A 25,821-nucleotide genomic window follows, 5' to 3' on the forward strand; every position below is an offset into this window, starting at 1 on the left:
TTTGGCGAACGCGGCATCTTCGGAGGACGCGGACGAGTTGCCGTTCGACCTGCCGGCGGCCCCCGCGCAGCCTGCATCTGCAGCGCCGTTGAACGCCGGCCACGAGCCCCCATTCGACCTTCCCGAAGCAGCGCCGCCAGCGCCCGCGCCCACGGCACCGCGGCAATCGATATCCGCCCGCGCCCTGCAAAGCGCAGGCGTCGCGCCGATGGCCGCCGCGCCCTATCTCGACGGCCTCAACCCTGAACAGCGCGCCGCCGTCGAAGCCGTTGATGGCCCCGTGCTCGTCCTCGCCGGCGCCGGTACCGGCAAGACCCGCGTTCTGACAACACGCATCGCCCACATCCTCGCCACCGGGCGCGCCTATCCCGGCCAAGTGCTCGCCGTCACGTTCACCAACAAGGCCGCGCGCGAGATGAAGGAGCGCATCGGCCTCCTCGTCGGCGGCGCTGTCGAAGGCATGCCCTGGCTCGGCACTTTCCACTCTATCGGCGTCAAGATCCTGCGCCGCCACGCCGAGCTTGTCGGCCTCAAGTCCGGCTTCACCATCCTCGACACCGACGACCAGATCCGCCTCCTGAAGCAGGTGATCGAAGCCGAGAAACTCGATAAGGACCGTTGGCCTGCGCGCCAGCTCGCTGGCCTGATCGACAGCTGGAAGAACCGCGGCTTGACGCCCGACAAGGTTCCGGCCGGTGAGGCCTACGGCTTTGCCTCCGGCAAGGGCGCCCAGCTCTACGCCGCCTACCAGCAGCGTCTCAAAGAGCTGAACGCGTGCGATTTCGGCGATCTGCTGCTGGAGACCCTGCGCCTCTTCACCCAGCACCCCGACGTGCTCGCCGACTACCAGCGCCGCTTCCGCTACATCCTCGTCGACGAGTATCAGGACACCAACGTCGCGCAGTACCTCTGGCTGCGTCTCCTCGCCCAGGGTTCGCCCAACATCTGCTGCGTCGGCGACGACGATCAGTCGATCTATGGCTGGCGCGGAGCCGAGGTCGACAACATCCTGCGCTTCGACAAGGACTTCCCCGGCGCGACCGTCATCCGCCTGGAACGCAACTATCGCTCCACCGGACACATCCTCGGCGCCGCCTCCGGCCTCATCACCGCCAACACCGGACGCCTGGGCAAAACCCTCTTCACCGACGGTGACCTCGGCACCAAGGTCGCCGTCACCGCCGTCTGGGACGACGAGGAAGAAGCCCGCACAATTGGCGACGACATCGAGACGATGCAGAAGCGCTCGAACCAGCCGCTCAACGAGGTGGCGATCCTCGTGCGCGCCTCGTTCCAGATGCGCGCCTTCGAAGACCGCTTCATCACCATGGGCATGCCCTACCGCGTGATCGGCGGCCCTCGCTTCTATGAGCGCCAGGAAATCAAGGACGCCATCGCCTACCTCGAAATCACCGCCAATCCGGCCAACGACCTGAAGTTCGAGCGCATCGTCAACGTCCCCAAGCGGGGCATCGGCGATACCTCCGTCAAGCGCGTACACGAGCTTGCCCGCGCCCGCTCCATGCCGATGTATCAGGCCGCGCAGCTCATGGCCGAAACCGAGGAGCTTCCCGGCAAGGCGCGCAAGGCGTTGGCCGATCTCATCGCCAGCTTCGAGCGTTGGCGCGGCCAGATCCGCACCATGAAGCACACTGAGCTTGCCGAGCTGATCCTCGATGAGTCCGGCTACACCGCCATGTGGCAGGCCGACAAAAGCCCGCAGGCCCAGTCGCGGCTCGAAAACCTCAAGGAACTCGTGCGCTTCATGCACGAGTTCGAGACGCTCGAAGGCTTCCTCGAGCACGTCAGCCTCGTCATGGACGTCGACCAGGCTGGCGACGGCGAGCGCGTCTCGCTGATGACGCTGCACGCCGCCAAGGGCCTCGAATTCGAGATCGTCTATCTGCCCGGCTGGGAGGAAGGCCTCTTCCCGCACCAGCGCTCCCTCGATGAAAGCGGACAGGCCGGCCTCGAAGAAGAGCGCCGTCTCGCCTACGTCGGCATTACGCGCGCCAAGCGCATCGCCAAGGTTTCCTTCGCTCAGAACCGCCGCAACCGCGGGCTCTATCAATCCGCTTTGCCCTCGCGTTTCGTCGACGAGTTGCCCGAAGCTCACGTCGAGGTGACGGAAGCCAAGATGCCTTTCGGGGGCGCCTACCAGAACTTTGGCGGCACCTTCGGCCGTTCCGGCTATGCGAAAAGCCGCTTCGATGACGCCGAACCGTTCGAGGGCCACTACGACACGCCCGGCTGGCAGCGCGCACAAGAGCGCACACGTGTTGAGCCGAAGAAGTGGTCGCCTTCCGATCACCGCAAGAAGCGCGGGCCCCTCACCATCGAAGGCGAGCTTGTCGCTTCGTCCTCAGAGCCTGCGAGCTACAAGCGCGGCGAGCGTGTGCTGCACCAGAAGTTCGGTCTTGGCACTGTCACCGACGTCGACGGCAACAAACTCACCATCGAATTCGACGAAGCCGGCCGCAAACGCGTCGTCGACAGTTTCGTCGACCGCGCCTGATTACGCCACGAGACGTCGGCTGCCGGTAGCTAGCCTGGCAAGGTAACGACCAGAGGCCCGTTGCGGGTCGCAACCACGGTGTGCTCGTACTGCACCGTCGGCGCCCTCGGGCTGCCGAAGAGCGTCCACGCATCTCCAGCGCGCCCGCTATCCTCCGCCCATTCCGCACCCAACGACAAAAACGGCTCGACCGTGAACACGAGCCCTTCGTTCATGATGCGCCGCTCGGATGCATCGAACCAAGTCGCAATCTCTGTAGGCTCCTCGTGCAACGAATGCCCGACGCCGTGGCTGGCGAGGTTCTGAACGAGCGTGTAGCGGTTGCGGCGTGCGAATTCGCCGATCGCCTTTCCGATGCCACCGAGCGGCTTATCGGCACCGACCTGCCTGATACCCGTCCACATCGCTCGCCGTCCATCGCGACACAGCCGCTCGATCGACTTGGAAACCGGCGGCACGGCGAATGACGCACCCGTATCGGCGAAAACGCCATCCTTCTGCGCGGAAACGTCGATGTTGATCAGGTCGCCTTTGGCAATCCTGCGTTCGCCCGGTATGCCGTGCGCGATCTCCTCGTTGACGCTGATGCACGTGGCCCCAGGGAATCCGTAGCAGAGTTCGGGAGCAGACGTAGCCCCTGCCTTCTCCAGCAGAGCTCGGCCAAGCGCGTCCAGCTCGCCAGTGGTCATACCTGGCTCGATCGCAGCGCCCATCGCAGTGAGCGTGTTCGCGACAACGCGGCCAATCTCCTTCAGGCGATCCAGCTCTTCTTCGTTTGAAATCGTCATTCGCAGCCCTGTCCGTTCCCGCGAATTGATAGCACAGGTTCGCCGCCACCCGCACATGCCGCGCCCTGTGCGACGAAGCGATCATCAGGGGGAGCCCGGCGCAAGCCGGCCATCAGCCCGCGAGCAGCCAGCCGCAAACAAGCTTCTCTCAGCCCGTGTCAGCAAACTTCAATTAGCCTGCGGCTCGACGCCTTCCTGCAGGCCGAGCACGTGGCCGGCGAGATAAAGCGACCCGCAGATCATCACCCGCTTCGGCCCGGGCTCTACAGCATCCGTGCGCTTCAGCGCAGAGATGATGTCATTGGCGCTCTCGGCATCGAGGCCCACTTCGCGCGCGGTCTCGGCCAGCGTCTCCGGCGCATGCGGCGCCTCGTGCGCACCCGGGATCGGCACCGTAACGACGTGGCGTGCAAGCCCACGGAACGGCGCCAGGAAACCGGCCGCATCCTTCAGCCCCATCATCCCGACGATGAGATGCAACGGCTTTGGCGAGCGCTCTTCGAGATCGGCCAGCGTCTGCGCCAGCGCGCGCCCCGCAGCCGGATTGTGCCCGCCGTCGAGCCACAGCTCCGCGCCCGGACGAAGCAGCGACGGCAGCGGCCCGCTGTCGAGACGCTGCATGCGTGCCGGCCAGCGTGCGCTCGTCAATCCTTGCTCGATTGCGCGCTCACCTATACCGAGGTGCGGCAGCATAGCTGCAAGGCGCAACGCCGCGGCAACAGCCGTGCCTGCGTTCACCACCTGATGACAGCCGACCAGCGACGGCAGCGGCAGGTCGAGCAGCAAATCTTCCGACTGCACGACGAGACGCCCGCGCTGCTCGTAAGCGTCGAAGTGCTCGCCCCAAACGATCAGCGGCGCGCCAACCTTCAGCGCCTCGGCGCGGATAACGTCCTCAGCTTCCGGATCCTGTTGCGCGATCACCGCCGGAACGCCGCGGCGCAGGATACCCGCCTTCTCGCCCGCGATCTTAGCTAGCGTCGCACCCAGCTTCTCCGCATGGTCGAGCGAAATGGGCGTGATCACATCCAGCGCCGGCCGCTCGACCACATTCGTCGCGTCGAGCCGCCCGCCCAGACCGACTTCCAGCAGCAGCACGTCAGCAGGATTTTCCGCGAACGCTAGGAACGCGGCAGCCGTCGTGATCTCGAATTGCGTGATGTCGTCATGCCCGTTCACCGCTTGCGCGCGCGTCAGCACGTCGACCAGCTCGGCTTCGCCGATCGGCGCCGCCTTGCCGTCCGCGCCGGCGAGTTCGATGCGCTCGTGGAAGCGAACGAGATGCGGCGACGTATAGACGTGCACGCGCGCGCCCGCCGCCTCCAGCATGGCCTTGAGATACGCCGTGACTGAGCCCTTGCCGTTGGTGCCCGCAACATGCACGACCGGCGGCAGCTTTTTTTGCGGATCGCCCAGCTTTGCGAGCAGCCGCTCGACGCGGCCGAGCGACAGATCGATCAGCAGCGGGTGCAACAGCTTCATTTCGGCGAGGAGCTTTGCGCTCGTCGGCATCGGGCCCTCCGCCGCTAAGCTCGGCGCGCCAGTGGTGGCGGATTGAGCAGCTGTCCCCCGGCACTGAACCACCCGGGAGACCGCAATGGGTTAGCAGACATCAATGCTGTCTGTCTTTGGGAAGCGAACGCTTCGTCGCCTCCTCGGTGCCGCCTTCGCTTTCGTGATGCTCGATGCGCGCCGGATCGAAACGCTCCTCCGGCTCGACGATCTCCGGCTCGATCACCTGCACCGTTGTGGTGCGCGTGGTGATGAGGTGAGCTTCGCTGGCGTTGCCATTGAGGTGCGTCTTGCCGTTGAGCTTCTTCTTGTCGACGTGCTTCGAGGGCTGCTGGTGCATCAACAGATGGCAGATCCGGCTCAGCGTCTCGCGCATCTGATGGCGATGCACGACCATGTCGATCATGCCATGCGCCAGGAGGTATTCGGCGCGCTGGAAGCCCTCCGGCAGGTTCTCGCGGATCGTCTGCTGGATCACGCGCGGTCCGGCAAAGCAGATCAGCGCGCCCGGCTCCGCAATGTGGATGTCGCCCAGCATCGCGTAAGATGCCGTCACGCCACCGGTCGTCGGATCGGTCAGCACCACGATATAGGGCAGCCCAGCTTCGCGCAGGCGCTCCACCGCAATCGTCGTGCGCGGCATCTGCATCAGAGACAGGATGCCCTCCTGCATGCGCGCGCCGCCCGAAGCCGCAAACAGAATGAAAGGTGTCTTCTTCTCGACCGCGCGCAGCATACCGGCGATCACGCCCTCACCCGCCGCCATGCCGAGCGATCCAGCCATGAAGCGGAAGTCCTGGGCCGCCGCCACGATCTCCATACCGTCGAGCTTGCCCTCGCCGACCAGCACCGCGTCTTCCAGGTTGGTCTCGGCCTTGGCATCGCGCAGGCGGTCGGTGTAGCGCTTTTTGCCGTCGCGGAACTTCAGGGGGTCGAGCGGGACGGACGGGATCGGCACGCGCGCAAACTGGCCGCCATCGAACAGCAGCTGCAGGCGCACATCCGACGCCATGCGCATATGGTAGTCGGACCCCGGCACCACGAATTGGTTCGCCTCGAGGTCCTTGTAGAAGACCATCTGCCCGCTTTCGGGGCACTTGATCCACAGGTTGTCGGGGACCTCGCGCTTCGTCGTCAGAAAGCTGCGGATCTTCGGCCGGACGACGTTGTTAATCCAGTTCACGCTCTTTGGCCTCTCGACATGGCCCGACTATTCGGCAGTGTATGCTTGTATTTCAAGGGGTTCAGCCTAACACACAGGCGAGAACATCCCCCTAATTATGGCGCTTATAGGCCTCTTGCCGCACTGCGGCAACGAAGCGGTTAAACCGCGGCATCGGCTGGGCTCAAGCGCCCCGCACCGCAGCCGCGAGTGCGCCAACCAAATCTAGGACAGCCGGCACCGTCTCGCTAGTGGAGCGACCATCGGCACCAAGGCTCTTCTCGATAGCACCAACAAGCGCCGAGCCAACCACGACAGCGTCGGCGACCTTGCTGAGCGCCTTCGCCTGATCGGGGCTTTTTACGCCGAAACCGACCGCGACGGGAAGGGCCGTCGACTCTTTGATCCTCGCGATCTGCTTTTGAACATTGTTAACATTCGGGGCTGCCGAACCGGTGATCCCGGTGATCGACACGTAATAGAGGAAGCCAGAGGTGTTCTTGAGAACCGCCGGCAGCCGCCTGTCGTCGGTGGTCGGAGTGGCGAGGCGAATGAAGTTGAGCCCCTTCTCGGTGGCCGGCACGCAAAGCTCGTCGTCCGCCTCCGGCGGCAGGTCCACGACGATCAGCCCGTCGACACCAGCAGCCAGCGCGTCGGCAATGAAGGCCTCGCCCGGGTAAACGTAGATCGGGTTGTAGTAACCCATCAGCACGATCGGCGTTTCGTCGTCCTGGCGGCGAAATTCCGCGACCATAGCCAGCGTATCGCGCATTTTCTGCCCGGCCTTTAGCGCGCGCAGCGACGACGCCTGGATCGCCGGACCGTCCGCCATCGGATCGGAGAACGGCATGCCGAGTTCGATCACGTCCGCACCCGCCGCCGGCAAGCCGTTGAGGATCTTCTTCGAGGTTTCGAGGTCCGGATCGCCCGCCGTGATGAACGTGACGAGTCCCGGCCGTCCCTCGGCTTTCAGCTTGGCGAAACGCCGATCGATGCGTGTCTCTTTGCTCATGCGTGAGAAGGCAGTAGGCAGTTCGCAATCGGCAGTTTTGACACCGCCTATTGCCGACTGCCGACCGCCCACTGCCTCCCTAAATATCCATGCCGAGATAGCCGGCGACGGCAAACACGTCCTTGTCGCCGCGCCCGCACATATTCATGACCAACAGATTGTCCTTCGGCAGCGTCGGCGCGAGCTTCTGCACGAACGCCAGCGCATGCGCTGGCTCCAATGCCGGAATGATGCCTTCGAGCTGCGCGCAGAGCTGGAAAGCATCCAGTGCTTCCTTGTCAGTTGCCGGCACGTAGGTGACGCGCCCGGTATCCTTCAGCCACGAGTGCTCAGGGCCAACCCCCGGATAGTCAAGGCCGGCCGAAATCGAATGGCCCTCGAGGATCTGCCCTTCGGCATCCTGCAGAAGATACGTGCGGTTGCCGTGCAGCACACCGGGGCGCCCGCCCGTCATAGAGGCCGCGTGCCCGTTCTCGACGTCGACGCCGTGACCGCCGGCTTCGACGCCGTAGATCTTCACGCTCTCGTCGTCGAGGAACGGATGGAATAGGCCGATCGCGTTCGACCCACCGCCGATGCAAGCAACGAGCGTGTCAGGCAGCCGCCCTTCCGCAGCCTGCATCTGCTCGCGCACTTCCTTGCCGATGATCGACTGGAAATCGCGCACCAGCTCTGGATAGGGGTGCGGGCCTGCCGCGGTGCCGATGATGTAATACGTATCGTGCACGTTGGTGACCCAGTCGCGCAACGCCTCATTCATCGCATCCTTCAAGGTGCCCGCGCCGCTCGTCACCGGGTTCACCTTCGCCTTCAGCATGTGCATGCGCGCAACATTCGGCTTCTGCCGCTGCACGTCGGTCGCGCCCATGAAGATTTCGCACGGCAGTCCGAAGCGCGCGCACACCGTCGCCACCGCAACGCCGTGCTGCCCCGCGCCCGTCTCGGCGATGATGCGCGTCTTGCCCATGCGCTTGGCCAGCAGGATCTGGCCGAGGCAGTTATTGATCTTGTGCGAGCCGGTGTGATTGAGCTCGTCGCGCTTGAAGTAGATCTTCGCGCCGCCGAGGTGTTCGGTAAGCCGCTCGGCGAAATAGAGCGGGCTCGGCCGCCCCGAGTAGTAGGTATTGAGATAGGCGAGCTGCGCGTGGAACGCCGGATCCGCCTTCGCCTCGTTGTACGCTCTCTCCAGATCGAGGATCAGCGGCATCAGCGTCTCGGCGACGAAGCGGCCGCCAAAAATGCCGAAGTGCCCGCGCTCGTCGGGCCCGCTGCGTAGGGTATTAAGTTTGGCGTCCTTCGACTTGTCGTTCGCGCTCGCCATGGTCGATCCTTTGCGGCCCTTTGCACGCGGGCCTTCGTTCAGGGGGTCTGATTAGCCGTCTTTGCCGCGCTAATAAAGCGGCGGATGAGTTCGGGGTCCTTTTCGCCGGGTCTCGTCTCGACACCCGAGGAAACGTCGACCGCGGGTGCCCGTGTCAACCGTACTGCCTCGGCGACGTTGAGCGGAGTAAGTCCGCCCGCCAGCATGAAATCGAGCCCGGCTTCGAGGCCCGCCAACGCCTGCCAGTCGAACGCGATGCCGTTGCCGCCCGGTAGTGCGGCTGCCTCGCCCGGCAGCGCCTTGGCGTCGAACAGGATGCGCTCGGCAACACCCCGATAGCTGAGCGCGGCGGTGACATCGTCAGCGCTGGCAACAGCAACCGCCTTCATCACCGGCTTGCCGAACCGCCGCGCCACCTCGCCAACTCGCGCCGGACTTTCGGTGCCATGCAGTTGGATGATGTCGGGGTCAACCACGCCCACAACCTGTTCCAGCAGCTGATCGTCCGGATCGACCAGCAGCGCCACGATCTTCGCATGCCCGCGCGCTCTGTCGGCGAGCACACGCGCCGTTGCCGGCGCGATGTTACGCGGACTGCGCGGAAAGAACACGAACCCGACGTAGTCGGCACCCGCGTTCAGCGCAGCTTCGAGCCCCGCTTCATCGCGCAGCCCGCATATTTTGACTTTCGTCGTCATCGTAGCAATGGCTCGCTGGCGCCTCACTGGACGCCTGATCGCATATAACCCGGATAGATAATGGCTTCGGCCGCGTCATGCGCGGTGCAAAGAACTCGGCTGTCGCGAATTTGCTTTTACGAGCCGGTTGCCGCAAGCCGCGGGCGGCGCGTAGAGGGCAACTTCGTGGCGGCAACCGCATCGCGCTCGCGCGTAAGACGGTCAGCCTCGGCGTGCCATCGTGCAGCGGCACGGCCCTGTTCGCGGGCAGTGCGGCGCCATCGGCCCTGCGTCAGCCACACGGCAGTCCCGCCCAGCACCACGCCAACCAGCATGGCGACGAAGAGGTAGACGTAAAACGGCAGCGCCAGCGAGATGACGGGGTTCTCTGGCCGGAACGGGTCGAGCACGAGGCGCACTTCGTGGCGATTGACGACAGCAAGCGTCACCAGCAACAGCCCTGCGGGAAGGGCGATGAGCAGCCAGACGATCCGCTTCAACACTTGCGCGCCTCGACGTTTGAGTTAGTGGCTTTCCTTGCCGTGGTTGAGCCTATCGCGCAGCTCTTTACCGGTCTTGAAGAAGGGCACGAATTTCTCAGCCACAGAAACCGATCTTCCAGTGCGCGGGTTGCGACCCTGTCTGGCGGCACGATGCTTCACCGTGAATGCGCCAAAACCGCGGAGTTCGACGCGATCACCTCGCGCCAGTGCCTCTACGATCTCATCGAACACAACTTTGACAATGCGTTCTACGTCACGATGGTAAAGATGAGGATTGGTGCTTGCAATCTTATGGATCAACTCGGATTTAATCATCGCTGCCCCGCCAGCAAATTACTGTAATCTATTAGTTTTCCGAAGGGTGCCAAACCGAGATAAGCCCGTCAAGGCCAAGACCGGCCATAGAGGGTGCCCGGCCAAGCATTTGGGCCAAATAGGTGTGGTTGAAAAAGCTCGCCGCCGCAGACCCGACTGAGCTGAACAGCCCAAGTGAAGCCTCAGAACTCGGCTTCCAGTCCACGACCTTTAAACCCTTATCGACGTTGCGGGCGCTCTGCAGCCACGCCACCGCCTCGTCTTCCCCGCCGATAGAGTCGGCCAATTTCAGCTGAACCGCCTCCCGGCCCGTGAACACCCGGCCCTGCGTCAGACCCGGGATCTGGTCGGGTTTAATGCCACGCCGCGCCTCTACGAGGCCCAGGAACCAGCGGAAACCCTCGTCGATCATCGACTTGGTGACCTTCTGGCCCTCCTCGCTCAACGGCTCGAACGGCGACGGAACGGCCTTTAGGTCGCCGCTCTTTATCTCGTTGAACTTGACGCCAATCTTATCCAGCATCTGGCTAACTTCCGGCCACTGGATCAAGACGCCGATGGAGCCCGTGATGGTATTGGCGCGCGTCACGATATGGTCCGCACCGAGCCCGACGATATATCCGGCCGATGCCGCCACCGTACCGAACTGCGCAACTACTGGCTTCTTCTTGGCAACGTCGCGCAGCGCGCCGAACAGCGCTTCGCCGCCCGTCGTGGTGCCACCCGGGCTGTTGACGAACACCAGCAGCGCCGCTGCCTTGTCGGAATCCGCGATCTTCTTCAGCATCTCGAGCTGATCGCGATCTTCGGTGATCGTGCCGGTGATCGTCACCCGCGCGATCTGCTTCGCGCCGATCTCCGACCACTCACCCGTGCTGGCGCCAAGCGCAAACACGACGCCCACCAGCGCCGCAATGGCGAGGCCGCGCCAGATAGTCAGCCGTCGGCGCAAACGCCGACGATCCAGCACGGTATCGATCTCTGCCGTCATCCGACACTCCGACCACAACTGGGGCGTGCCCCAGGGCAACCGCGACGTTAGGCAAGGATAGCGCGGTCGACAAGAGAACTGATGGACAAGCCTTGCCAAAAACCTAGCGCGGCAGAAGGAAGCCCTCCGCCGCGCTGTAAGTTGCCGAGACCGCTATTCCTGTAGCGGCTCTTATTCCTTGTCTTCCTTGTCGTCCTCGCCCTCTTCACGCTTGCGGATCGCAGCCTTGAAGATGTCGCCCAGCGAGGCACCCGAGTCAGACGAGCCGTACTGAGCCACGGCCTGCTTCTCCTCGGCGATTTCCAGTGCCTTGATCGAGAGCGACAGGCGGCGTGCAGCCTTGTCGGCGGAAACGACGAACGCGTCGACCTTGTCGCCCACATTGAAGCGCTCAGGGCGCTGCTCGGAGCGATCGCGCGACAGGTCGGAGCGCTTGATGAAGGCGGTCAGTTCGCCATCGGCGGTCTTCACCTCGATACCGTTCTCCTGAACAGCAACGACGCTGCAGGTGACGGTGTCGCCCCTCTTGTACTTCGACAGCGAGTCGATCGGATCGCCGGCGAGCTGCTTGATGCCGAGCGAGATGCGCTCCTTCTGGCTGTCGACGTCGAGCACGACGGCTTTGACGTTGTCGCCCTTCTTGTAGTCCTTGATCACCTCGTCGCCCGGCTTCGTCCAGTCGAGGTCGGACAGATGGACCATGCCATCGACGCCACCCTCGAGGCCGATGAACAGGCCGAACTCGGTGATGTTGCGGATCGGGCCTTCGACTTCCGAACCCTTCGGGTGGATGGCGAGGAACGACTCCCAAGGATTGTCCTGGGTCTGCTTCAGGCCCAGCGAGATACGGCGCTTGTTGGCGTCGACCTCGAGCACCTGAACTTCCACCTGCTGGCTCGTCGAAACGATCTTGCCTGGGTGGATGTTCTTCTTCGTCCAGCTCATCTCCGAGACGTGGATCAGGCCTTCGACGCCCGGCTCCAGTTCAACGAACGCGCCGTAGTCGGCAATGTTCGTGACCGTACCCTTGACGCGCGCGCCAACCGGATACTTGGCCTCGATCGACTGCCACGGATCGGCCTGCAGCTGCTTCATGCCGAGCGAGATGCGCTGCGTCTCCGGATTGATGCGGATGATCTGCACCTTCACCGTGTCGCCGACGTTGAGGATCTCGGACGGATGATTGACGCGGCGCCAAGCCATGTCGGTCACGTGCAGCAGGCCGTCGATGCCGCCGAGGTCGATAAACGCACCGTAATCGGTGATGTTCTTGACGAGGCCGTCGATGACCTGGCCTTCCTCGAGGCGGGCGACGATGTCGGCGCGCTGCTCAGCACGCGTCTCTTCGAGCACCGAGCGGCGCGAAACGACGATGTTGCCGCGACGGCGATCCATCTTGAGGATCTGGAACGGCTGCGGCTGATGCATCAGCGGACCGATGTCGCGCACCGGACGGATATCGACCTGGCTGCCTGGCAGGAACGCCACGGCGCCGTCGAGGTCGACAGTGAAGCCGCCCTTGACCTTGTTGAAGATGACGCCCGAAACCTTCTCACCCTTCTCGAACTGCTTCTCGAGGCGGGTCCAGCTCTCTTCGCGGCGAGCCTTGTCGCGCGAGAGCACAGCTTCACCGAGCGCATTCTCGACGCGCTCCAGGTAAACCTCGACCTCATCGCCGATCTTGATCTCGGACGGCTTGCCGGCGACGGAGAACTCGCGCAGCGCCACGCGGCCTTCGGTCTTCAGACCGACGTCGATGACAGCGAGGTCCTTCTCGATGCCGACGACCTTGCCCCTGACGACGCTGCCTTCAAACAGGTCTTCCTTGGCGAGGCTCTCGGCCAGCAACGCAGCGAACTCGTCGTGCGTCGGCGTAAACTCTTTCGGGATGGCGGTTTCGGGCATGCGAATAGTGCTCCTCAAATCGTTGTCGCGGACCGCGGCTACGGCCCAGGGATACGGATTGCGGCAAAGCCCTCCGCCACGACACGCGTGTGCGGACAGTCCCCTGCCGGCGGTGTGTTGAGATCTAGTGCCGCTGTGATGGGCCTTCCGCCCTGCCAACACGAATTTGGGACCCGTTTCGGGCCCCCTATTGGCCGATCTTCCTCTTGATCAATCCGACAGCGGCGTCGAATGCCGCCTCTATATCCAACTCCGATGTATCGAGCAAGTCGGCGTCGGCCGCTGCCCGCATAGGAGCGCTTTCCCGCGATGAATCCCTTTCATCGCGCTTCAGGATATCGGCCAGGACGGCCTCATAGACCACGGGCTCCCCGCGGCACACGTATTCGTTGTAGCGGCGCTTGGCGCGCACTTCCGCGGTCGCCGTCACATAGATTTTGGCGTCCGCCCAGGGGCATACGACGGTGCCGATATCGCGGCCATCGAGCACGGCGCCCCCCGGTTGCGCCGAAAAATTGCGCTGGTAGGCGAGCAAAGCACCCCGCACCATAGGCATCCGCGCCACGATCGACGCCCCATCGCCGACCTTGGGGGTACGCAGTTCCGGATCGCACAGCTCGCCAGCATTGATGCTGCGCGCCAGCGCCAGAGCCGCCCATGGATCATCCAGCCTGAAGCCGCGCGCGGCCACGTCGCGCGCAACGGCCCGGTAGAGCAGCCCGGTGTCGAGACACGGCAGCCCCCATAGATCGGCAATGCGCTTTGCCAGCGTGCCCTTGCCCGAGGCCGCCGGCCCGTCGATGGCGATGATCATCCGCGCGCCTCCGCGCCCATGCCGAAGCGCGCCCCCAAGCTCTGCATCAGTGATAGGAACTCAGGGAAGCTGGTGGCTACCATCGCAACATCGTCGACCGTCACCGGCTCTTTGCTGGCGAGCCCCATCGTGAGGAACGACATTGCCATGCGGTGATCGAGGTGCGTCTCCACCAATCCGCCGCCGCGCACAGCCCCGCTGCCCCTGACGATCAAGACATCGCCTTCCGAAGCGGCATCGACTCCATTGGCGATCAGTCCGGCAACCGTGGCCGCCAGCCGATCGCTCTCCTTGACCTTCAATTCCGCAAGGCCGTCCATCCGCGTCTCGCCCTGGGCAAACGCAGCAACGACTGACAGAACCGGATATTCGTCGATCATGCTCGGCGCACGATGTGCCGCGACGTGAACGCCCTTCAATGGCGCCTGCTGCACGCGAATATCAGCCACCGGCTCGCCGCCCTCGTCCCGCTCGTTGAGAAACGACACGTCAGCGCCCATCTCGCGCAGCACTTCGTAGAAACCCACGCGCGTCGGGTTGATCAGCACCCCTTCGATGGTGACATCCGATCCAGGCACCAACGCCGCAGCCGCTGCCAGGAATGCCGCCGAGCTTGGATCACCTGGAATGACGACGTCGCAACCTTTGAGCTCGGCATCGCCTTTGACCGTGATCTTAGTCTTGCCGTCGAGCGTATCGACGCTCAGCTCCGCACCGAAGTGGCGCAGCATCCGCTCAGTGTGATCGCGCGTTGCTTCCTTCTCGATCACGCTCGTCTCGCCGGGCGCGTGCAGCCCCGCCAGCAGCACCGCGCTCTTCACCTGCGCCGACGGCACCGGCAGTTCATATGTAATTGGTATGAGGTTCGACGAGCCGCGCGCAACGAGCGGCAGCCGATCGCGCGCGCCTTCGATCTCGAGGCCCATCTGCTGCAGCGGCCCCAGCACGCGCCCCATCGGCCGCCGACTAAGCGACGCATCGCCGATGATCTCGACGGTCATGTCGTGCCCGGCAATGATGCCCAGCATCAGTCGCGTACCGGTACCGGAATTGCCGAAATCGAGCGGGCTATCTGGCTGGCTCAACCCGCCAACGCCACGGCCTTTGACGTGCCATTCCCCACCGGCTTTCGTCACCGGCGCGCCGAGCGCGCTCAGCACCTTCGCGGTGTTGAGAACGTCTTCTGCCTCCAACAAACCTCTGAGACGCGTCGTCCCCGTGGAGATCGCACCGAACATCAGCGCCCGGTGCGAGATGGATTTATCGCCGGGCACGCGCACCCGTCCCTTGAGAGGACCTGAGGCAAGAGAGGCCAAGGGCCTGGCGGCAATAGCAGGATCGGCGGACAAGAGGACTTAGCTCCGGCGTTGGCGGAAACCGCGAATGCGGTGCGGGATGCGGCTGCGATAGAGCCGACGGGCCGGGCCCGTGTCAACGATACCCAAGCCGGCCAAGGTTTGTTTTTGACAAGCCTCCAGCCATGTGGCATGCCGCGGAAAATTCCCCTTATCGACGATAAAGGTTGGCTCCATGGCGACCAATAAAGACCGCGGGACCAAGCGGACCTGCCAGAACAGCGATTGCAGCGCCCGCTTCTACGATCTCAACCGCAATCCAATTGTCTGCCCGATCTGCGGATCGAAGTACGCCATTGCCCACGCGCCTGCCGGCAGCCCACTTCCCACCGAGGAAAAGGCTCCGCGCAAGGCCAAGAAGCCCGAGTTCGAGGCTGAGGGCGCCGAGGCCGAGGCCGAGGACGTGCTGGTCGATGTCGATGACGACGCCGATGACGCAGCTGCCGATGACGCCGACGAGACCTTCCTCGAGGAGGAAGAGGACGAAGGCAATGTCTCCGATATCGTCGGTGGCAGCGTCGAGGGTGAAGAGGAGCCATAAGCCCTCGCGTCGCGTAGCTTTTGCGCCTCTCCGGCCCACCGCCGCGCAGCGCTAATTTCGCCCTTGCAGTTTTGTGGCGAAGGCACTAGAGAGGCCAACTCGTTCGGGGGCGTCATCGCCCTCGGACCTTCCCAACGGTAGGGGCCATAGCTCAGCTGGGAGAGCGCTTGCATGGCATGCAAGAGGTCAGCGGTTCGATCCCGCTTGGCTCCACCAACTCAATCAACCGCTTGAGTCCGCACTAATCCTGGAGTTTGCAGGGCTCCCTGCTTCCCGCGCGGTGCACAACTTTCCGATCATCTCATCGCCGAATTCGGGCTCTGCAGTCGCCTGACCGCCGGCGAGCCCGCGTGAGCGGGAACCCTGGCGCTCGCGATGCGTTTGCCTGCATTGCGATCATGAGCAGGTGGCGACGGTGATCCCAGTCCCAAAAGATCCCCAGGGCAAGGTGCACTCCTCTAGTGAGTCATTCGAAGTGTTCACCGCCAGCCAAGTTTGGCGCGACCTGCCGCTCAAGATCAAACTGATGATCGTGCACATCTGGCGCCGCGAGAACGACACGCCACCCCCGGAAAATAAGCGTTGAATCTGCGGCTTTGAGTGCTCGCCGGCAGAGCTTATCGGCCTTGCCTGGCCTCACGCGCCCGGTCGGCCATGCACGAAGCGAGGAACGCGGAGTTCAAAGCGTGCGTTATCCACGTGCATCAGCAGAAGGCCGCGCCAACATGCAAGAACATCTCTCAACGCCGTCGTCGTCGCGAACGATACTCGATCACGCCGCGGTGGACCCGCAGACCCCCAAGTCCACCGACACGAACTATCAGCACGAGCTTGAACGGGTTACGCGAGCGCGCACCTACTTCGACGACCACGATCCGGTAAACCGGGCTATTCGCCAGTCTCCAACGAAGGCCATGCTCGTCGCGGCAGGCATCGGCTTAGTTGCGGCGCTTCTCGTGCGCTAGGAAGCGCCCGGAACGCTTAGCCGCGCCACGGCGTTATTCGCACTCCGGCAAAAAGGTGCGGCTATGGACGCTAAAAATCGATTGACCAAGAACGAGCAAGACGCAGAGCTGAACGAGGCCTTGCAGGAGACGTTTCCTGCCAGTGACGCCCTCGCCACCGGGGACGCCACTGCCACCGAACCCGATAGGCCCATCCACAGACGGCCAGCGAAGATCGATAAAGCCCTGGTGGAGCAGCTCGCCAAGAACGTCGGCGCCAAACACGCCAAATAGCGCCGAGGCCAATTCTAGCGCGTGACGGAAAAGCTTTCGCTTCCGGGCCGGAAATCGCCGACGCGGTCAAATCCGGCCCGTCCGCGTTTCCCGATCCATTTCGGGTTCGAATCCCGGTCGGGCAATTCCACGAATACATCTCGTTGGATAAGCGCGGCTCACCCCAAAAAGTTCATGCTGGGATAGCTTGCAGCGGGTAACACATTAAGAAAATTGCAGAAATACGGGCCCGAATTTATCGGACTAGGGGCCTCGCAAGGCGTCGCCGATTCCCGAAAAGTTATAGGATTTTTTCCCGTTACACTTTGCCACGCTTTCCTAGAGTGACGGGAGTGACAAGGTAAATCCCGGAGCCACCTTGTCTTGGCGCCACAATCCCAGGAGGAAGACAATGAAATTTGCGGCAAAGCTGATTGCGTCCGCCCTTTTTCTCGCCGGCACGGCCGTCGCACACGCCGACGTTGATGCCGCCCTGAAGGCGCTCGATCCCGACAACGACGGAACGATCGACATGCCCGAAGCCTTGGCCGGTGCGAAAGCCAAATTCGCCAAGCTGAACCCCGACAATGACGGCACGCTCGACGAGAAGGAGCTCAGCGGCATTCTTGACGCAGCTGCCCTGAAGGCAGCCGATCCTGACAACGACGGCACGCTCGACGAGAAGGAATACGCCGCGGTCGTCGAAGCCAAGTTCAAGGCCGCTAACCCGGACGACGACGGCACCGTCGATGCCAAGGAGCTCGCCTCCCCGGCCGGTCAGGATCTGATGAAGCTCATCCACTGATCCAAGATCGGTCCACGCGATAATTCCAAGGGTCGGCCAACATGAGCCGGCCCTTTTCCATGCGCCATGATCCGAGCGATGCCTTCGAGCAAAGAGGGCGCCCCGGCCCGATTCGGCGCTCGGCCGAGGCGCCCACGGCTGAGGGGAGAGGGATCGCCCCTACCCCGCCGATCGTTTGAGGCCGCACACCCGCGCGTTCGCATGCCAGGGCGTTTCAACGCCCAACCAGCGATGTTCACGAGAAGGTGTGCGCACCAGTCCCCACCTCGTATAGACAGCCCTCTGGATAAGTTCTAATCGTATATTATCCGGCATCAGATCAGAGATTCTTATGCCTCCGCACGTCACCCTCAAGCAGCTTCGCTATTTCGATGCACTCGCACGCGAGCAGCACTTCGGCCGCGCCGCCGAATCGTGCGCCGTAACTCAGCCCGCGCTGTCGATGCAGATCCATGAGCTGGAAGAGCAGCTGGGCCTGCTTCTCGTCGAACGTACGCGCGCCGGCGTTCTGCTGTCAGACAAAGGGCGAGAGATCGCCACCCGAGCCGCACGCATCCTCGGCGACGTGCACGAGATGATCGAGTACGCCCAGCACTGCAATAATGTCTTGTCGGGCTCGCTGCGCCTCGGCGTCATTCCCTCGATCGCGCCGTATATGCTGCCCCCGCTCCTGCCTCTGCTGCGCGAGGGCTACCCCACGCTCGAACTGCACGTGCGCGAAACGCAGACACTGCCGCTCGTCCAGGAACTGATCGACGGCAAGCTAGACGTGCTGCTGCTCGCGCTCCCCATCATTCAGCCCGAAATCGAGACGCGCGCCTTGTTCGACGATCGCTTTCTTCTGGCGTTGCCGCCGGAACGCAAGCTCTCGAGCCGCGTACGCGCCACCAAGGATCTTCTTGAGCACGAGCGACTGTTGCTGCTCGAGGAAGGCCACTGCCTGCGCGAGCAAGCGCTCACCTATTGCAGCCTGCAACAGGCCTCGACCATCAACACCTTTGGCGTCTCGAGCCTGTCGACCATCGTCGAGATGGTCGCCGCCGGATACGGCATTACGCTGCTGCCCGAAATGTGCCTCAACGTCGAGCTGCGCGGACGCGATCTCGGCTTAACGCGCTTCGCCGACCCCGAGCCCTCTCGATCGGTCGGGCTAGCCTGGCGATCGACCTCGCCGCGCACCGCAGATTTCGAAGCGCTCGCGCGCCTCATTAAGCTGGCATGGTCACAGGGATGCGTTCCGCCCGGCCGCAAGCATCCACGCCACACGCGCCCGCTCAGCGAGCCGTCGTCCTGACCGACCGTGATGCGATGCCCGACGCATGCGCGACTTCATCGGCATGCTGTGCGGTGAAGTCCACTGCCCCGCCCTGGAACTGCTGCGCCCACATCACGTGCGAGACCTGATTGCCGGGCCGCAGCCGCATCGGCAGCACGATCTCCTTGTCTTCCAGAAGATCGAGCGTGCGGCGCAGATCGGGGTGTACGAGCTTCACCAGCGCCTCGTCGTCCGCCGATGCCGACTGCGTCAGCAATGGAGCGACCGGGAACGGCCGGTATGACAATTCCTCGGGATGATCGTCATCGAACTCCGGCGCGGGGGCCCAATTTTCGTCGGCGCTCGGCTGCTGCTCCGCAGGTGCGGATGTATCGTGCGCAATGGCTGCTGTGCGGCCCGTATCGACCGTTGTCCTCGGCGCAGGCGCCTCGGACCCGAGCGAGGCCGTCGCCACCATGGCATCGAGCTTTCGGCGCTCCGTGTCGACTGCCGGACGCGCACGCCCCAGCGCCTCGCTGGGATCAAGCGACGCGAGCGTCACCAGCTTGTTCAGTTGACCGCGATCCGCCTCGGACGGCGGCCGCACGGCAGGGCGCGGGGCCTGCGCCAGCTTCGGCGTCGGCAATGACACCGCTCGCGGCACACCAGCCTGTTGCTCGAGCGAAGCGACACGCACTTCCGGCGCCGGGCGGGCGACAGGCATCGGCACCGCCTTCAACACTGGCGCAGGCGCCGTAATGCCCGCCTCCGCCATCATGATCTCTTGCTCGGTGCGCGGATGACTGCGGCGCTCGAAGAATGCCGCCATCTGCGCGCTGAGCTGCGAATTCTGACGCGCATTTCTCACGTCGTCGCGCGTAAGGTCACCACCGCTGGAGGGATGATGCTTTGTCCGCCCACTGGGGAACAGCATTGCCAGCTCCTGGCGCGGCAGGCGCGGCCACGCACGGACCGGACCGGTGTCGACGTGCACGAACGGCACGCCCGATGTCGGATAATAGCCGATGCCGCCGACCTCACGGATGGCCGCGGACCAGCGCAACTGCTTCAATGGGATATCCGGGAACGTGGCGTCGATCGCCTGCCCGGTCATGTGCTTGCTTTTCTTCGCCTGGCCGCCACGCGTCTTGCGCAGCATGCTGTTCGTCGCTTCCGAGCGATATCCGCAGATGATGTCGATCGGCACCTTGCTGCCAAGCTCGGTGTGCATCTCCCACAGCAGGTCGATTGTCTTGGGGTCGATCTCGATCGCTTTGTTCTGGCGCCAGTCGCGCAGGAACCAATTCAGCTTCTTCAGCGCTTCTGGATCGTACTTGCCGTTCTTTTTGTAGGTGATGGTGATGGTCTCATCCGTATGGATGTGATGCATCGATATCGTGCGCGTCGAGCCGAAGGCTGCGACGACGTCGGGCGAGCCTGCGCTCATGCCCAATAGCGCGGCGGTCAGCGCGCCGAGGATAGCCTTTTTACGCGATACCAACGTGCCACCCCGTGTTCTGACCGGTCGTGGCGTTCCAGCGGCGCCTGGCGCTGCCGAACCCCGGTATGCGACCGGCATTCACGTTCCCTCAGGGTTAATCGCCAACCATTAATGATCGGTAACTGAGCTTCCTAAGGGTCGAATGGGGGCGCAAATTGGCCCCCCAAGGGCAATACGGTGGCAACGGAGGATTCCGCTAACCCACGCTTAGAGTTAACGGAATCGCTATGATTTTAGAAACCGCCCAGCGCCTGGTTGATGAAATCGCCGACGCTGTTGGGCGATTTCTTGCTGCTGCCCCAGCCCCACGACCAACCCGACGAGGCGACGGCCTCGGGAGCGCGCACGGGTGCTAGATGGTCGATACCCTTGTCGATCTCGGACCAGCGGCCTTCGAGCGCCAGCGTAATGCGCTTCTCGTGGCCGTAGACATCGCGCGCGGTCTGCAGTTCCCCGGCGTCGTCCACCCACGCGGTGAAATAGGTGATGTGCACGTCGATATGCTTGTCGATCGGCACCTCGTTATTCGGCGGACCATTGGCAATCAGGTCAGCGATCTTCTCCGGTCCCCAGCCCTTGTCCTCGTTCATCAGGATCTCGGCCATGCGGCGCGGATTGCGCACGCGCACGCAGCCATGGCTGAACGTGCGGTTCGCCTCTTCGAACAGCCCTCGCGCGTTGGTGTCGTGCATGTAGACGAGGTGCTTGTTGCGGAAGTTGAACTTCAGTTCGCCCAGCACATTGCGCGCACCCGGCGGCTGATAGACGTCGTAGGCGCGGATGTCCGCGTATTCCCAATCGACGCTCTCTGGATCGATGTCGCGTCCATTCTTCGACACGCGCAGGCCCTGCCGCTGGAAGTAGGTGCCACCACGCGCCAAGCTCGGCCACAGCTCGTTGACCTTGATCGAATTGGGCACGTTCCAGCGCGGCTGGAAGGCGATCGACGTCATCAGTTCGGAGAAGACCGGCGTCTGCTTGGCAGGCAGACCGGTGATGACGCGCTCTGAGTGGATGACCTTCCCATCCTTCACGATCCGCATCATGAACTCTGGAATATTGGCGGTCACGTAGAGGCTGCCGAGATCTTCCGGCATCCAGCGCCACTCTTCCATGTTGGCCAGCAGCTTCGAAGGGCTCAGTGTCTCGACGTTGTTCAGCAGCGCGCGCGTGGCGTTGCCGACATAACCGTCGGGGCGCGTGCCCGCTTCCGTCTGAAACGCGATCACCGCCGCCTTCAGCTGGTCGTCGTAAAAATTCTCATCGACCGGCTTGTCCGCCGTTGCAACCGGGAGTGCCACTTTAAGGCGCTTGCGCAGCAGCGCGACCTGCGGGTCGGTCTTGCCCGGCCCGAGCACCGGCCCGTTCGGAAGTCGGATGACTTCCTCGGCTGCCTTGGCTGCACGCATTTCCAGATACTTCTGACGCAGCTTCTCGAACTGCGGATGCTGCGGATTGAAACCCCTCAGCACCGCGTCCGGCGCGTCAGCCGCCGCCAGCTTCCCGATCACCACCTTCGGATCGACCAGCTGCGGCTTGCGATCGAGGTACGAGGACAACTGCGTGGCCGGATCGGTAATCCGCCCGCCACGCGCATAGCGCGCATACTTGAGCGCCGACAGCGACAGCGTCATTTCCGCATCGGCGAGCGCATCCGCGCTCACCTGGGCGCCTTCGGCCGCCATCGTCGGAACGGCAAAGTCCTTCGCTTCGAGGCCCCAGTCGTTGGCGCGGCCCATCTCAGCCACGAGCGCGCGGCCCTTGTCGTTGAGGCCAGCCTGATCCACCCACAACGCCTTGAACCCCTGGGCGGCGTAATAGTCAGCGAGCGCGCCTCGATCCCGGATCTCGCCCTCGTCGGCACGCACCTTCATGGCCAGCTTCTGCTGCAAGGCGACACCGACAGGATCTTGCGGTGCCGGTGGCGGCGCGACGGCCGGAGCGGGAGCGGCAGCTTGAATTGCATCCGCGGCGGCTACCTGCTTGGCGCCCGATTGCTGCGCCTCGGCCGCAACCCCGAATGCAAGGCTCGCCGCCATGCCCAATGCCAATGGACGCCAACGCAACATACGCAATACTCCCACTTGTCCTTGCCGGGCACGCTAGCCGCTCGCCAGGGCCGATTCCACCCGCGATGCCGACCTGCGGCACCGGGGCGCGAACCTGATGGCCAACTGTTGCGCAATTACGACGTCATCCGATCGTCATTTTGACGCGGCGTACCCTCGAGGACGCGCTTTGCCCCTCGGCGAAAGGGTGACGGCCGCGCGGCGCCGCGGTATCGGCCATCGCCCCCACTCGTCCGAATTACGGCTGCACCGGTTCGACGGGCGCAGCGCCTGGCCACACGTAGCCGCCACCGATGACGATCTCGTGCGATGTGAGGTGCGTCTCGATCGTGCCTTCCGCCGGAGCAGTCCCCGACCGCCAGCGCGAGAATTGCCGCCACAGATCTCCCGGCATTTCCGTCAGGCCAGCCAGTGGTTCGATCAGCCAGCGCGGCAGCCAGTCCGAACGAAGGTCCTTCAGCGACCAGGAATTGCCTCCGGTCAGCGCCGCATGGATGGCCGACCAGATGAACTTGTACTCGACGTAATACGATCCTCGGCCAATGCGCATCTCGATTCCGGCCACCACCTGAAACGCCGGTCCAGCGTACTGATATTCGTTCGTCCACTTGTTGGGGGATTCGCCTTTGAACCGCACTTCGACATGCGGCACCGCCGCACCAAATCCGATGCCGAGATAAGGCCGCAGAGCCGGCGAAAGTGGAACGAGCCGCACCAGCGCTGTCGGAATGAGCACGTTGTGACCGTGCGTAAACTCTAGCCGCTCGAGCAGATCCGTCAGATGCAGCGGAGATGGCGCCGGCTGCCCTTTGAGAGTTCCGGTCGTTTCGACGTCCTCGATTACGCCATTCTTGATTTTGCGACCGTGCGCGCCCTTCCCGAGCCGCGTCACGGCCTTGTTGTGCAGGAAGTCGATCATTCCCCCGAATGCGCCCGACCAGCGGATCACGCGCGCGCCGCCATCGATGGGGAAGTAGAAGGAATCTCCATCCCAGCCCATATTCTTCAGCGTCATGTCGGTGCCGTCGGGCCGCTGAAGTTTGAGGTCGCTGCGATGGTAGACCGGCGCGCCTGCGTAGGCGCTGACCACGGTCTCGCGCTGCGCGTAACGCGATTGCGACGACGCATTCCCCGCTGCGGGAGGTGCCGCGCTGCCCGCGCTGACCTGGCCGAACCACATGGCATACATGCTGGCGCAAAGAACGAGCATCGCCAGCGCCGCAGCAATCTTATCGACCGCGATAGAGGACGGCCGCGGCACCGATGCCCAGGCGAGCCGCTGTCCCGCCGTGATCAAAGTTGTCATGTGGACTTCTCTCTGCGCCCCCGCCCCTGAAGTACGGCCAGTCTTCTGACACGTTGTATCCGCGTCGAACAGGCCAGCGCGCGTCGCATGGTTCGCCGCGCAAGTCGACCCTTCTCAAGGCGCACGCAGGCAACCGCGCACCCCAGGCCCCTTCATCCGCCTACACGAGCCCGGATGGCGGCCAGCAACAATGACCCCGCTCAAATGAACCGAGACCGCTGCTCGGGTGGCCTCCACACCGCCCGAATCTTCACTTTGAGTTCTGACAGCTGTTCAATATACCTAGCTTCTCTCCATCCCGCCTCGACGTCCCTGCCGCACCCCGCCGGCAGCTCCGGAATGCCCTATTCCACATGTCGCTCGACCTGCAGACGTTCATCATTGGTGTCTTCATGCTCGCGATCGCAGGCGCCCTATTACTGCTGTCTTGGCTGCACCATCGAAGTAACAAGTCACTGGCCCAATGGGCCTTTGCCTTCTTCCTCGGAGCCGTTGGAATTGCCCTCATCGGAGCAAGGGGCCGCATCCCGGACGCTTGGTCCATTCTCGCAGCCAATGCGTTGCTCACCTCGGCCTACGGAGTGATGTGGCAAGGCGTGCGCACGTTTGAGGGACATCGCTCACATCCCGCGCTCATAGGCGCTGGAGCAGTCATCTGGCTCACTGCTTGCGCTGTGCCGGCCTTCTATGCCGTGGGCACAGCCCGGGCACTTCTGATCATGGCAATCAGCATGGCCTATTCGCTGGCCGCCGCCGCTGAGCTGTGGCGCGGACGTGGCGAACCGCTACCCGCCCGCTGGCCCCTCATCGTCATTCTCATTGTCCATGCCGCCACACTTCCGCTCCGCGTGCCGCTTGTGTCTGCGCTGAATGGTGGACCTCAGACGCACCCCCTGGTGGTCGGTTCCGTCATCTTCGAGACGCTCCTGTTCTGTATTTGCGGCGTCTATCTGCTCGGCAGTCTCAGCAAGGAGCGCCTAGCCCTTCGCCACGAGCAAACGTCGCTGTTGGACCCGCTCACGGGTGTCGCCAACCGGCGCGCTTTCCTCGGCCAGGGCGCGAAGATCATCGACCGGGCCGAGATATCCGGCCAGCCGACGGCCCTGCTTCTGTTCGATCTCGACCGGTTCAAAAGCGTGAACGATCAATATGGCCACGCAACCGGCGACGATCTGCTCAGGGCGTTCTGCCGTGTTGCAACGACCAAGATCCGGCGGACAGATCTTTTCGCACGTCTTGGGGGCGAAGAATTCGCCTGCCTCTTGCCCAATGCCTCGCAGTCCGTCGCCATGGCGATCGCCGAAGAGATCCGCAACGACTTCGCCGCGATGAAGTTCGATGCGGGCTCGACACGGCTGGCGGGGACCGTCAGCGTCGGCATGTCGGCGACGGACCGCCTCAACTCCGACCTGCCGTCCCTATTGATTGCAGCGGACCGCGCGCTCTACCGCGCCAAGCAGGAGGGACGAAACCGCGTCGTCGCGGCAGCATTCTCTCCGCCCGTTCTGCGCGGCCGCCGACGCGGTTCCCTGCGCAGCGATAACCCGGACACGTATCCGAGCAGTAGCGACTCCCAGCAGGTCGGCTGATTGCTCGGATCCCTGCAGTACTGTCAGCGCAATTACTGCGGCACGACTGAATCTGGAAAGTCGTGCCAGCGCTGAATTTTCCAGCCCTTGGGACCCTTCACCAGCCAGCCCTCGTAATTAAGGCTCGTCACATCGCCGAAGGTCTTGCCGTCCTTCGCATTCGTCAGCAACCCGACGACGCTGACGTGCGCAGTTTCAGCGGTCTGATCGAGAAACAGAATGTTGGACATCAGATGCCGCCGGACATTTCCGGATGAGCGGAACGCGTTCAATCGCTCAGTCCAGAACGACCTGAATCCCGCGCCAGTGAATGCCACCGGCGTCTCGCCCGGAATGCCGGCAACGAACACCGCATCCGGCGTGAACAGTCCGAACCACGCGTCCGCATCCCCGTTGTCGTAGGCGAATGCATACGCATAGATCTGATTGGCGATTGCCGCCCTATCGGTCGCGTTGAAATTCGTCTGGCCTGGATTTGTCGGCGGAGCGTACGAGCGAAGCGCTTTGACGTCCTCAGCAAGGGTTCCGCCTGCAGGAGCCGCCGTCTCGGCAAATGCCGCCCCGGTGAGAGCAGCAGCGAAATACGCGATCAAAGCAGCCAAAGCGATGCGTCTCATATCACCCTTGATAGTTTTGAAATCGTTGCGAACGCGTTCCGGCCTTCCGGC

At 63.5% G+C, this 25,821-nt stretch carries 24 protein-coding genes and 1 tRNA gene; 9 read left to right on the forward strand and 16 right to left on the reverse strand.

The window, feature by feature from the left end; translation table 11 throughout:
• The first annotated feature begins 88 nt into the window (after positions 1-88).
• The gene (locus NDB2M4_RS00570) at positions 89-2,515 is read left to right on the forward strand and encodes an ATP-dependent helicase (RefSeq protein WP_072371521.1); all 2,427 of its coding nucleotides are present in this window, start codon (positions 89-91) and stop codon (positions 2,513-2,515) included.
• Positions 2,516-2,544: 29 nt separating this feature from the next.
• On the opposite strand, the gene map is transcribed toward NDB2M4_RS00570, so the two are convergent.
• The 12 genes from map to aroA all read right to left on the reverse strand — a co-directional run bounded on the left by map (position 2,545) and on the right by aroA (position 14,846).
• The gene (map, locus tag NDB2M4_RS00575; protein ID WP_072369058.1) at positions 2,545-3,303 is read right to left on the reverse strand and encodes a type I methionyl aminopeptidase; all 759 of its coding nucleotides are present in this window, start codon (positions 3,301-3,303) and stop codon (positions 2,545-2,547) included.
• A gap of 168 nt (positions 3,304-3,471) precedes the next feature.
• Positions 3,472-4,815 carry a bifunctional folylpolyglutamate synthase/dihydrofolate synthase gene (locus NDB2M4_RS00580; RefSeq protein ID WP_072369059.1) on the reverse strand — a complete coding sequence of 448 codons (1,344 nt, stop codon included), beginning with the start codon at positions 4,813-4,815 and terminating at the stop codon, positions 3,472-3,474.
• 100 nt (positions 4,816-4,915) lie between these two features.
• Entirely contained in the window at positions 4,916-5,998 is a 1,083-nt protein-coding gene (accD, locus tag NDB2M4_RS00585) for an acetyl-CoA carboxylase, carboxyltransferase subunit beta (RefSeq protein WP_072369060.1), read from the reverse strand.
• Between the two features lie 163 nt (positions 5,999-6,161).
• The gene (gene trpA, locus NDB2M4_RS00590; RefSeq protein WP_072369061.1) at positions 6,162-6,989 is read right to left on the reverse strand and encodes a tryptophan synthase subunit alpha; all 828 of its coding nucleotides are present in this window, start codon (positions 6,987-6,989) and stop codon (positions 6,162-6,164) included.
• 79 nt (positions 6,990-7,068) lie between these two features.
• Positions 7,069-8,310: a tryptophan synthase subunit beta gene (trpB, locus tag NDB2M4_RS00595; protein WP_072369062.1), complete on the reverse strand. Its 1,242-nt coding sequence runs from the start codon at positions 8,308-8,310 to the stop codon at positions 7,069-7,071.
• A gap of 38 nt (positions 8,311-8,348) precedes the next feature.
• Complete coding sequence (locus NDB2M4_RS00600; protein WP_072369063.1) at positions 8,349-9,008, reverse strand: phosphoribosylanthranilate isomerase; 660 nt, start codon at positions 9,006-9,008, stop codon at positions 8,349-8,351.
• A gap of 116 nt (positions 9,009-9,124) precedes the next feature.
• Positions 9,125-9,490, reverse strand: a complete 366-nt coding sequence (locus tag NDB2M4_RS00605; RefSeq protein ID WP_072369064.1) for a LapA family protein — start codon at positions 9,488-9,490, stop codon at positions 9,125-9,127.
• Positions 9,491-9,511: 21 nt separating this feature from the next.
• Entirely contained in the window at positions 9,512-9,805 is a 294-nt protein-coding gene (ihfB, locus tag NDB2M4_RS00610; protein WP_072369065.1) for an integration host factor subunit beta, read from the reverse strand.
• Positions 9,806-9,836: 31 nt separating this feature from the next.
• Positions 9,837-10,796, reverse strand: coding sequence for a signal peptide peptidase SppA (sppA, locus tag NDB2M4_RS00615; protein WP_072369066.1), 960 nt, complete (start codon positions 10,794-10,796; stop codon positions 9,837-9,839).
• 171 nt (positions 10,797-10,967) lie between these two features.
• The gene (rpsA, locus tag NDB2M4_RS00620; RefSeq protein ID WP_072369067.1) at positions 10,968-12,701 is read right to left on the reverse strand and encodes a 30S ribosomal protein S1; all 1,734 of its coding nucleotides are present in this window, start codon (positions 12,699-12,701) and stop codon (positions 10,968-10,970) included.
• 187 nt (positions 12,702-12,888) lie between these two features.
• Positions 12,889-13,515 (reverse strand): (d)CMP kinase, encoded by a 627-nt coding sequence (gene cmk, locus NDB2M4_RS00625; RefSeq protein WP_072369068.1) that lies wholly within the window; start codon positions 13,513-13,515, stop codon positions 12,889-12,891.
• The gene (gene aroA / locus NDB2M4_RS00630; protein WP_139247098.1) at positions 13,512-14,846 is read right to left on the reverse strand and encodes a 3-phosphoshikimate 1-carboxyvinyltransferase; all 1,335 of its coding nucleotides are present in this window, start codon (positions 14,844-14,846) and stop codon (positions 13,512-13,514) included. Before aroA ends, cmk begins: the two co-directional genes overlap by 4 nt.
• 199 nt (positions 14,847-15,045) lie before the next feature.
• Between aroA and NDB2M4_RS00635 the strand changes: the two genes are divergently transcribed.
• The 7 genes from NDB2M4_RS00635 (at position 15,046) to NDB2M4_RS00660 (ending at position 18,727) form a co-directional block, all read left to right on the forward strand.
• Positions 15,046-15,411: a TIGR02300 family protein gene (locus NDB2M4_RS00635; RefSeq protein WP_072369070.1), complete on the forward strand. Its 366-nt coding sequence runs from the start codon at positions 15,046-15,048 to the stop codon at positions 15,409-15,411.
• A 140-nt stretch (positions 15,412-15,551) separates the two neighbouring features.
• Positions 15,552-15,627 (forward strand) — tRNA-Ala (locus NDB2M4_RS00640).
• A 199-nt stretch (positions 15,628-15,826) separates the two neighbouring features.
• Positions 15,827-15,997, forward strand: coding sequence for a hypothetical protein (locus NDB2M4_RS19885; protein ID WP_171987991.1), 171 nt, complete (start codon positions 15,827-15,829; stop codon positions 15,995-15,997).
• A gap of 100 nt (positions 15,998-16,097) precedes the next feature.
• On the forward strand, positions 16,098-16,376 hold the full coding sequence (locus NDB2M4_RS00645) for a hypothetical protein (protein WP_139247035.1): 279 nt from the start codon (positions 16,098-16,100) through the stop codon (positions 16,374-16,376).
• Between the two features lie 63 nt (positions 16,377-16,439).
• A complete protein-coding gene (locus tag NDB2M4_RS00650; RefSeq protein WP_072369072.1) occupies positions 16,440-16,649 on the forward strand; it encodes a hypothetical protein in 210 nt (69 codons plus the stop codon).
• Between the two features lie 391 nt (positions 16,650-17,040).
• The gene (locus NDB2M4_RS00655) at positions 17,041-17,433 is read left to right on the forward strand and encodes an EF-hand domain-containing protein (RefSeq protein WP_072369073.1); all 393 of its coding nucleotides are present in this window, start codon (positions 17,041-17,043) and stop codon (positions 17,431-17,433) included.
• Positions 17,434-17,764: 331 nt separating this feature from the next.
• The gene (locus NDB2M4_RS00660; protein ID WP_083555565.1) at positions 17,765-18,727 is read left to right on the forward strand and encodes a hydrogen peroxide-inducible genes activator; all 963 of its coding nucleotides are present in this window, start codon (positions 17,765-17,767) and stop codon (positions 18,725-18,727) included.
• On the opposite strand, the gene NDB2M4_RS00665 is transcribed toward NDB2M4_RS00660, so the two are convergent.
• The 3 genes from NDB2M4_RS00665 to NDB2M4_RS00675 form a co-directional block, all read right to left on the reverse strand.
• Positions 18,708-20,189, reverse strand: coding sequence for a peptidoglycan L,D-endopeptidase MepK (locus tag NDB2M4_RS00665; RefSeq protein WP_072369074.1), 1,482 nt, complete (start codon positions 20,187-20,189; stop codon positions 18,708-18,710). The genes NDB2M4_RS00660 and NDB2M4_RS00665 overlap by 20 nt on opposite strands.
• 233 nt (positions 20,190-20,422) lie before the next feature.
• Positions 20,423-22,258 carry a L,D-transpeptidase family protein gene (locus NDB2M4_RS00670; protein ID WP_083555570.1) on the reverse strand — a complete coding sequence of 612 codons (1,836 nt, stop codon included), beginning with the start codon at positions 22,256-22,258 and terminating at the stop codon, positions 20,423-20,425.
• 238 nt (positions 22,259-22,496) lie between these two features.
• Positions 22,497-23,564 carry a lipid A oxidase gene (locus tag NDB2M4_RS00675; protein ID WP_072369076.1) on the reverse strand — a complete coding sequence of 356 codons (1,068 nt, stop codon included), beginning with the start codon at positions 23,562-23,564 and terminating at the stop codon, positions 22,497-22,499.
• Between the two features lie 353 nt (positions 23,565-23,917).
• Here NDB2M4_RS00675 and NDB2M4_RS00680 point away from each other — a divergent pair, with 353 nt between their 5' ends.
• Positions 23,918-25,153, forward strand: a complete 1,236-nt coding sequence (locus tag NDB2M4_RS00680; RefSeq protein WP_072369077.1) for a GGDEF domain-containing protein — start codon at positions 23,918-23,920, stop codon at positions 25,151-25,153.
• Between the two features lie 32 nt (positions 25,154-25,185).
• Here the strand turns inward: NDB2M4_RS00680 and NDB2M4_RS00685 are convergent, their stop codons facing one another.
• Entirely contained in the window at positions 25,186-25,770 is a 585-nt protein-coding gene (locus NDB2M4_RS00685; protein ID WP_139247036.1) for a nuclear transport factor 2 family protein, read from the reverse strand.
• Positions 25,771-25,821 lie beyond the last annotated feature (51 nt).

The organism is Hyphomicrobium sp. NDB2Meth4, assembly GCF_900117445.1.
GTDB lineage: Bacteria > Pseudomonadota > Alphaproteobacteria > Rhizobiales > Hyphomicrobiaceae > Hyphomicrobium_A.

Bases quoted from the DNA above. Each gene is read 5' to 3' on its own strand.
- NDB2M4_RS00660 (WP_083555565.1), top strand. From the start codon at position 17,765: ATGCCTCCGCACGTCACCCTCAAGCAGCTTCGCTATTTCGATGCACTC.
- cmk (WP_072369068.1), bottom strand. From the start codon at position 13,515: ATGATCATCGCCATCGACGGGCCGGCGGCCTCGGGCAAGGGCACGCTG.
- rpsA (WP_072369067.1), bottom strand. From the start codon at position 12,701: ATGCCCGAAACCGCCATCCCGAAAGAGTTTACGCCGACGCACGACGAG.
- sppA (WP_072369066.1), bottom strand. From the start codon at position 10,796: ATGACGGCAGAGATCGATACCGTGCTGGATCGTCGGCGTTTGCGCCGA.
- map (WP_072369058.1), bottom strand. From the start codon at position 3,303: ATGACGATTTCAAACGAAGAAGAGCTGGATCGCCTGAAGGAGATTGGC.
- NDB2M4_RS00680 (WP_072369077.1), top strand. From the start codon at position 23,918: ATGTCGCTCGACCTGCAGACGTTCATCATTGGTGTCTTCATGCTCGCG.
- NDB2M4_RS00580 (WP_072369059.1), bottom strand. From the start codon at position 4,815: ATGCCGACGAGCGCAAAGCTCCTCGCCGAAATGAAGCTGTTGCACCCG.
- NDB2M4_RS00685 (WP_139247036.1), bottom strand. From the start codon at position 25,770: ATGAGACGCATCGCTTTGGCTGCTTTGATCGCGTATTTCGCTGCTGCT.
- NDB2M4_RS00670 (WP_083555570.1), bottom strand. From the start codon at position 22,258: ATGTTGCGTTGGCGTCCATTGGCATTGGGCATGGCGGCGAGCCTTGCA.
- trpA (WP_072369061.1), bottom strand. From the start codon at position 6,989: ATGAGCAAAGAGACACGCATCGATCGGCGTTTCGCCAAGCTGAAAGCC.
- NDB2M4_RS00655 (WP_072369073.1), top strand. From the start codon at position 17,041: ATGAAATTTGCGGCAAAGCTGATTGCGTCCGCCCTTTTTCTCGCCGGC.
- NDB2M4_RS00635 (WP_072369070.1), top strand. From the start codon at position 15,046: ATGGCGACCAATAAAGACCGCGGGACCAAGCGGACCTGCCAGAACAGC.
- trpB (WP_072369062.1), bottom strand. From the start codon at position 8,310: ATGGCGAGCGCGAACGACAAGTCGAAGGACGCCAAACTTAATACCCTA.
- NDB2M4_RS00600 (WP_072369063.1), bottom strand. From the start codon at position 9,008: ATGACGACGAAAGTCAAAATATGCGGGCTGCGCGATGAAGCGGGGCTC.
- ihfB (WP_072369065.1), bottom strand. From the start codon at position 9,805: ATGATTAAATCCGAGTTGATCCATAAGATTGCAAGCACCAATCCTCAT.
- NDB2M4_RS00675 (WP_072369076.1), bottom strand. From the start codon at position 23,564: ATGACAACTTTGATCACGGCGGGACAGCGGCTCGCCTGGGCATCGGTG.
- NDB2M4_RS00650 (WP_072369072.1), top strand. From the start codon at position 16,440: ATGGACGCTAAAAATCGATTGACCAAGAACGAGCAAGACGCAGAGCTG.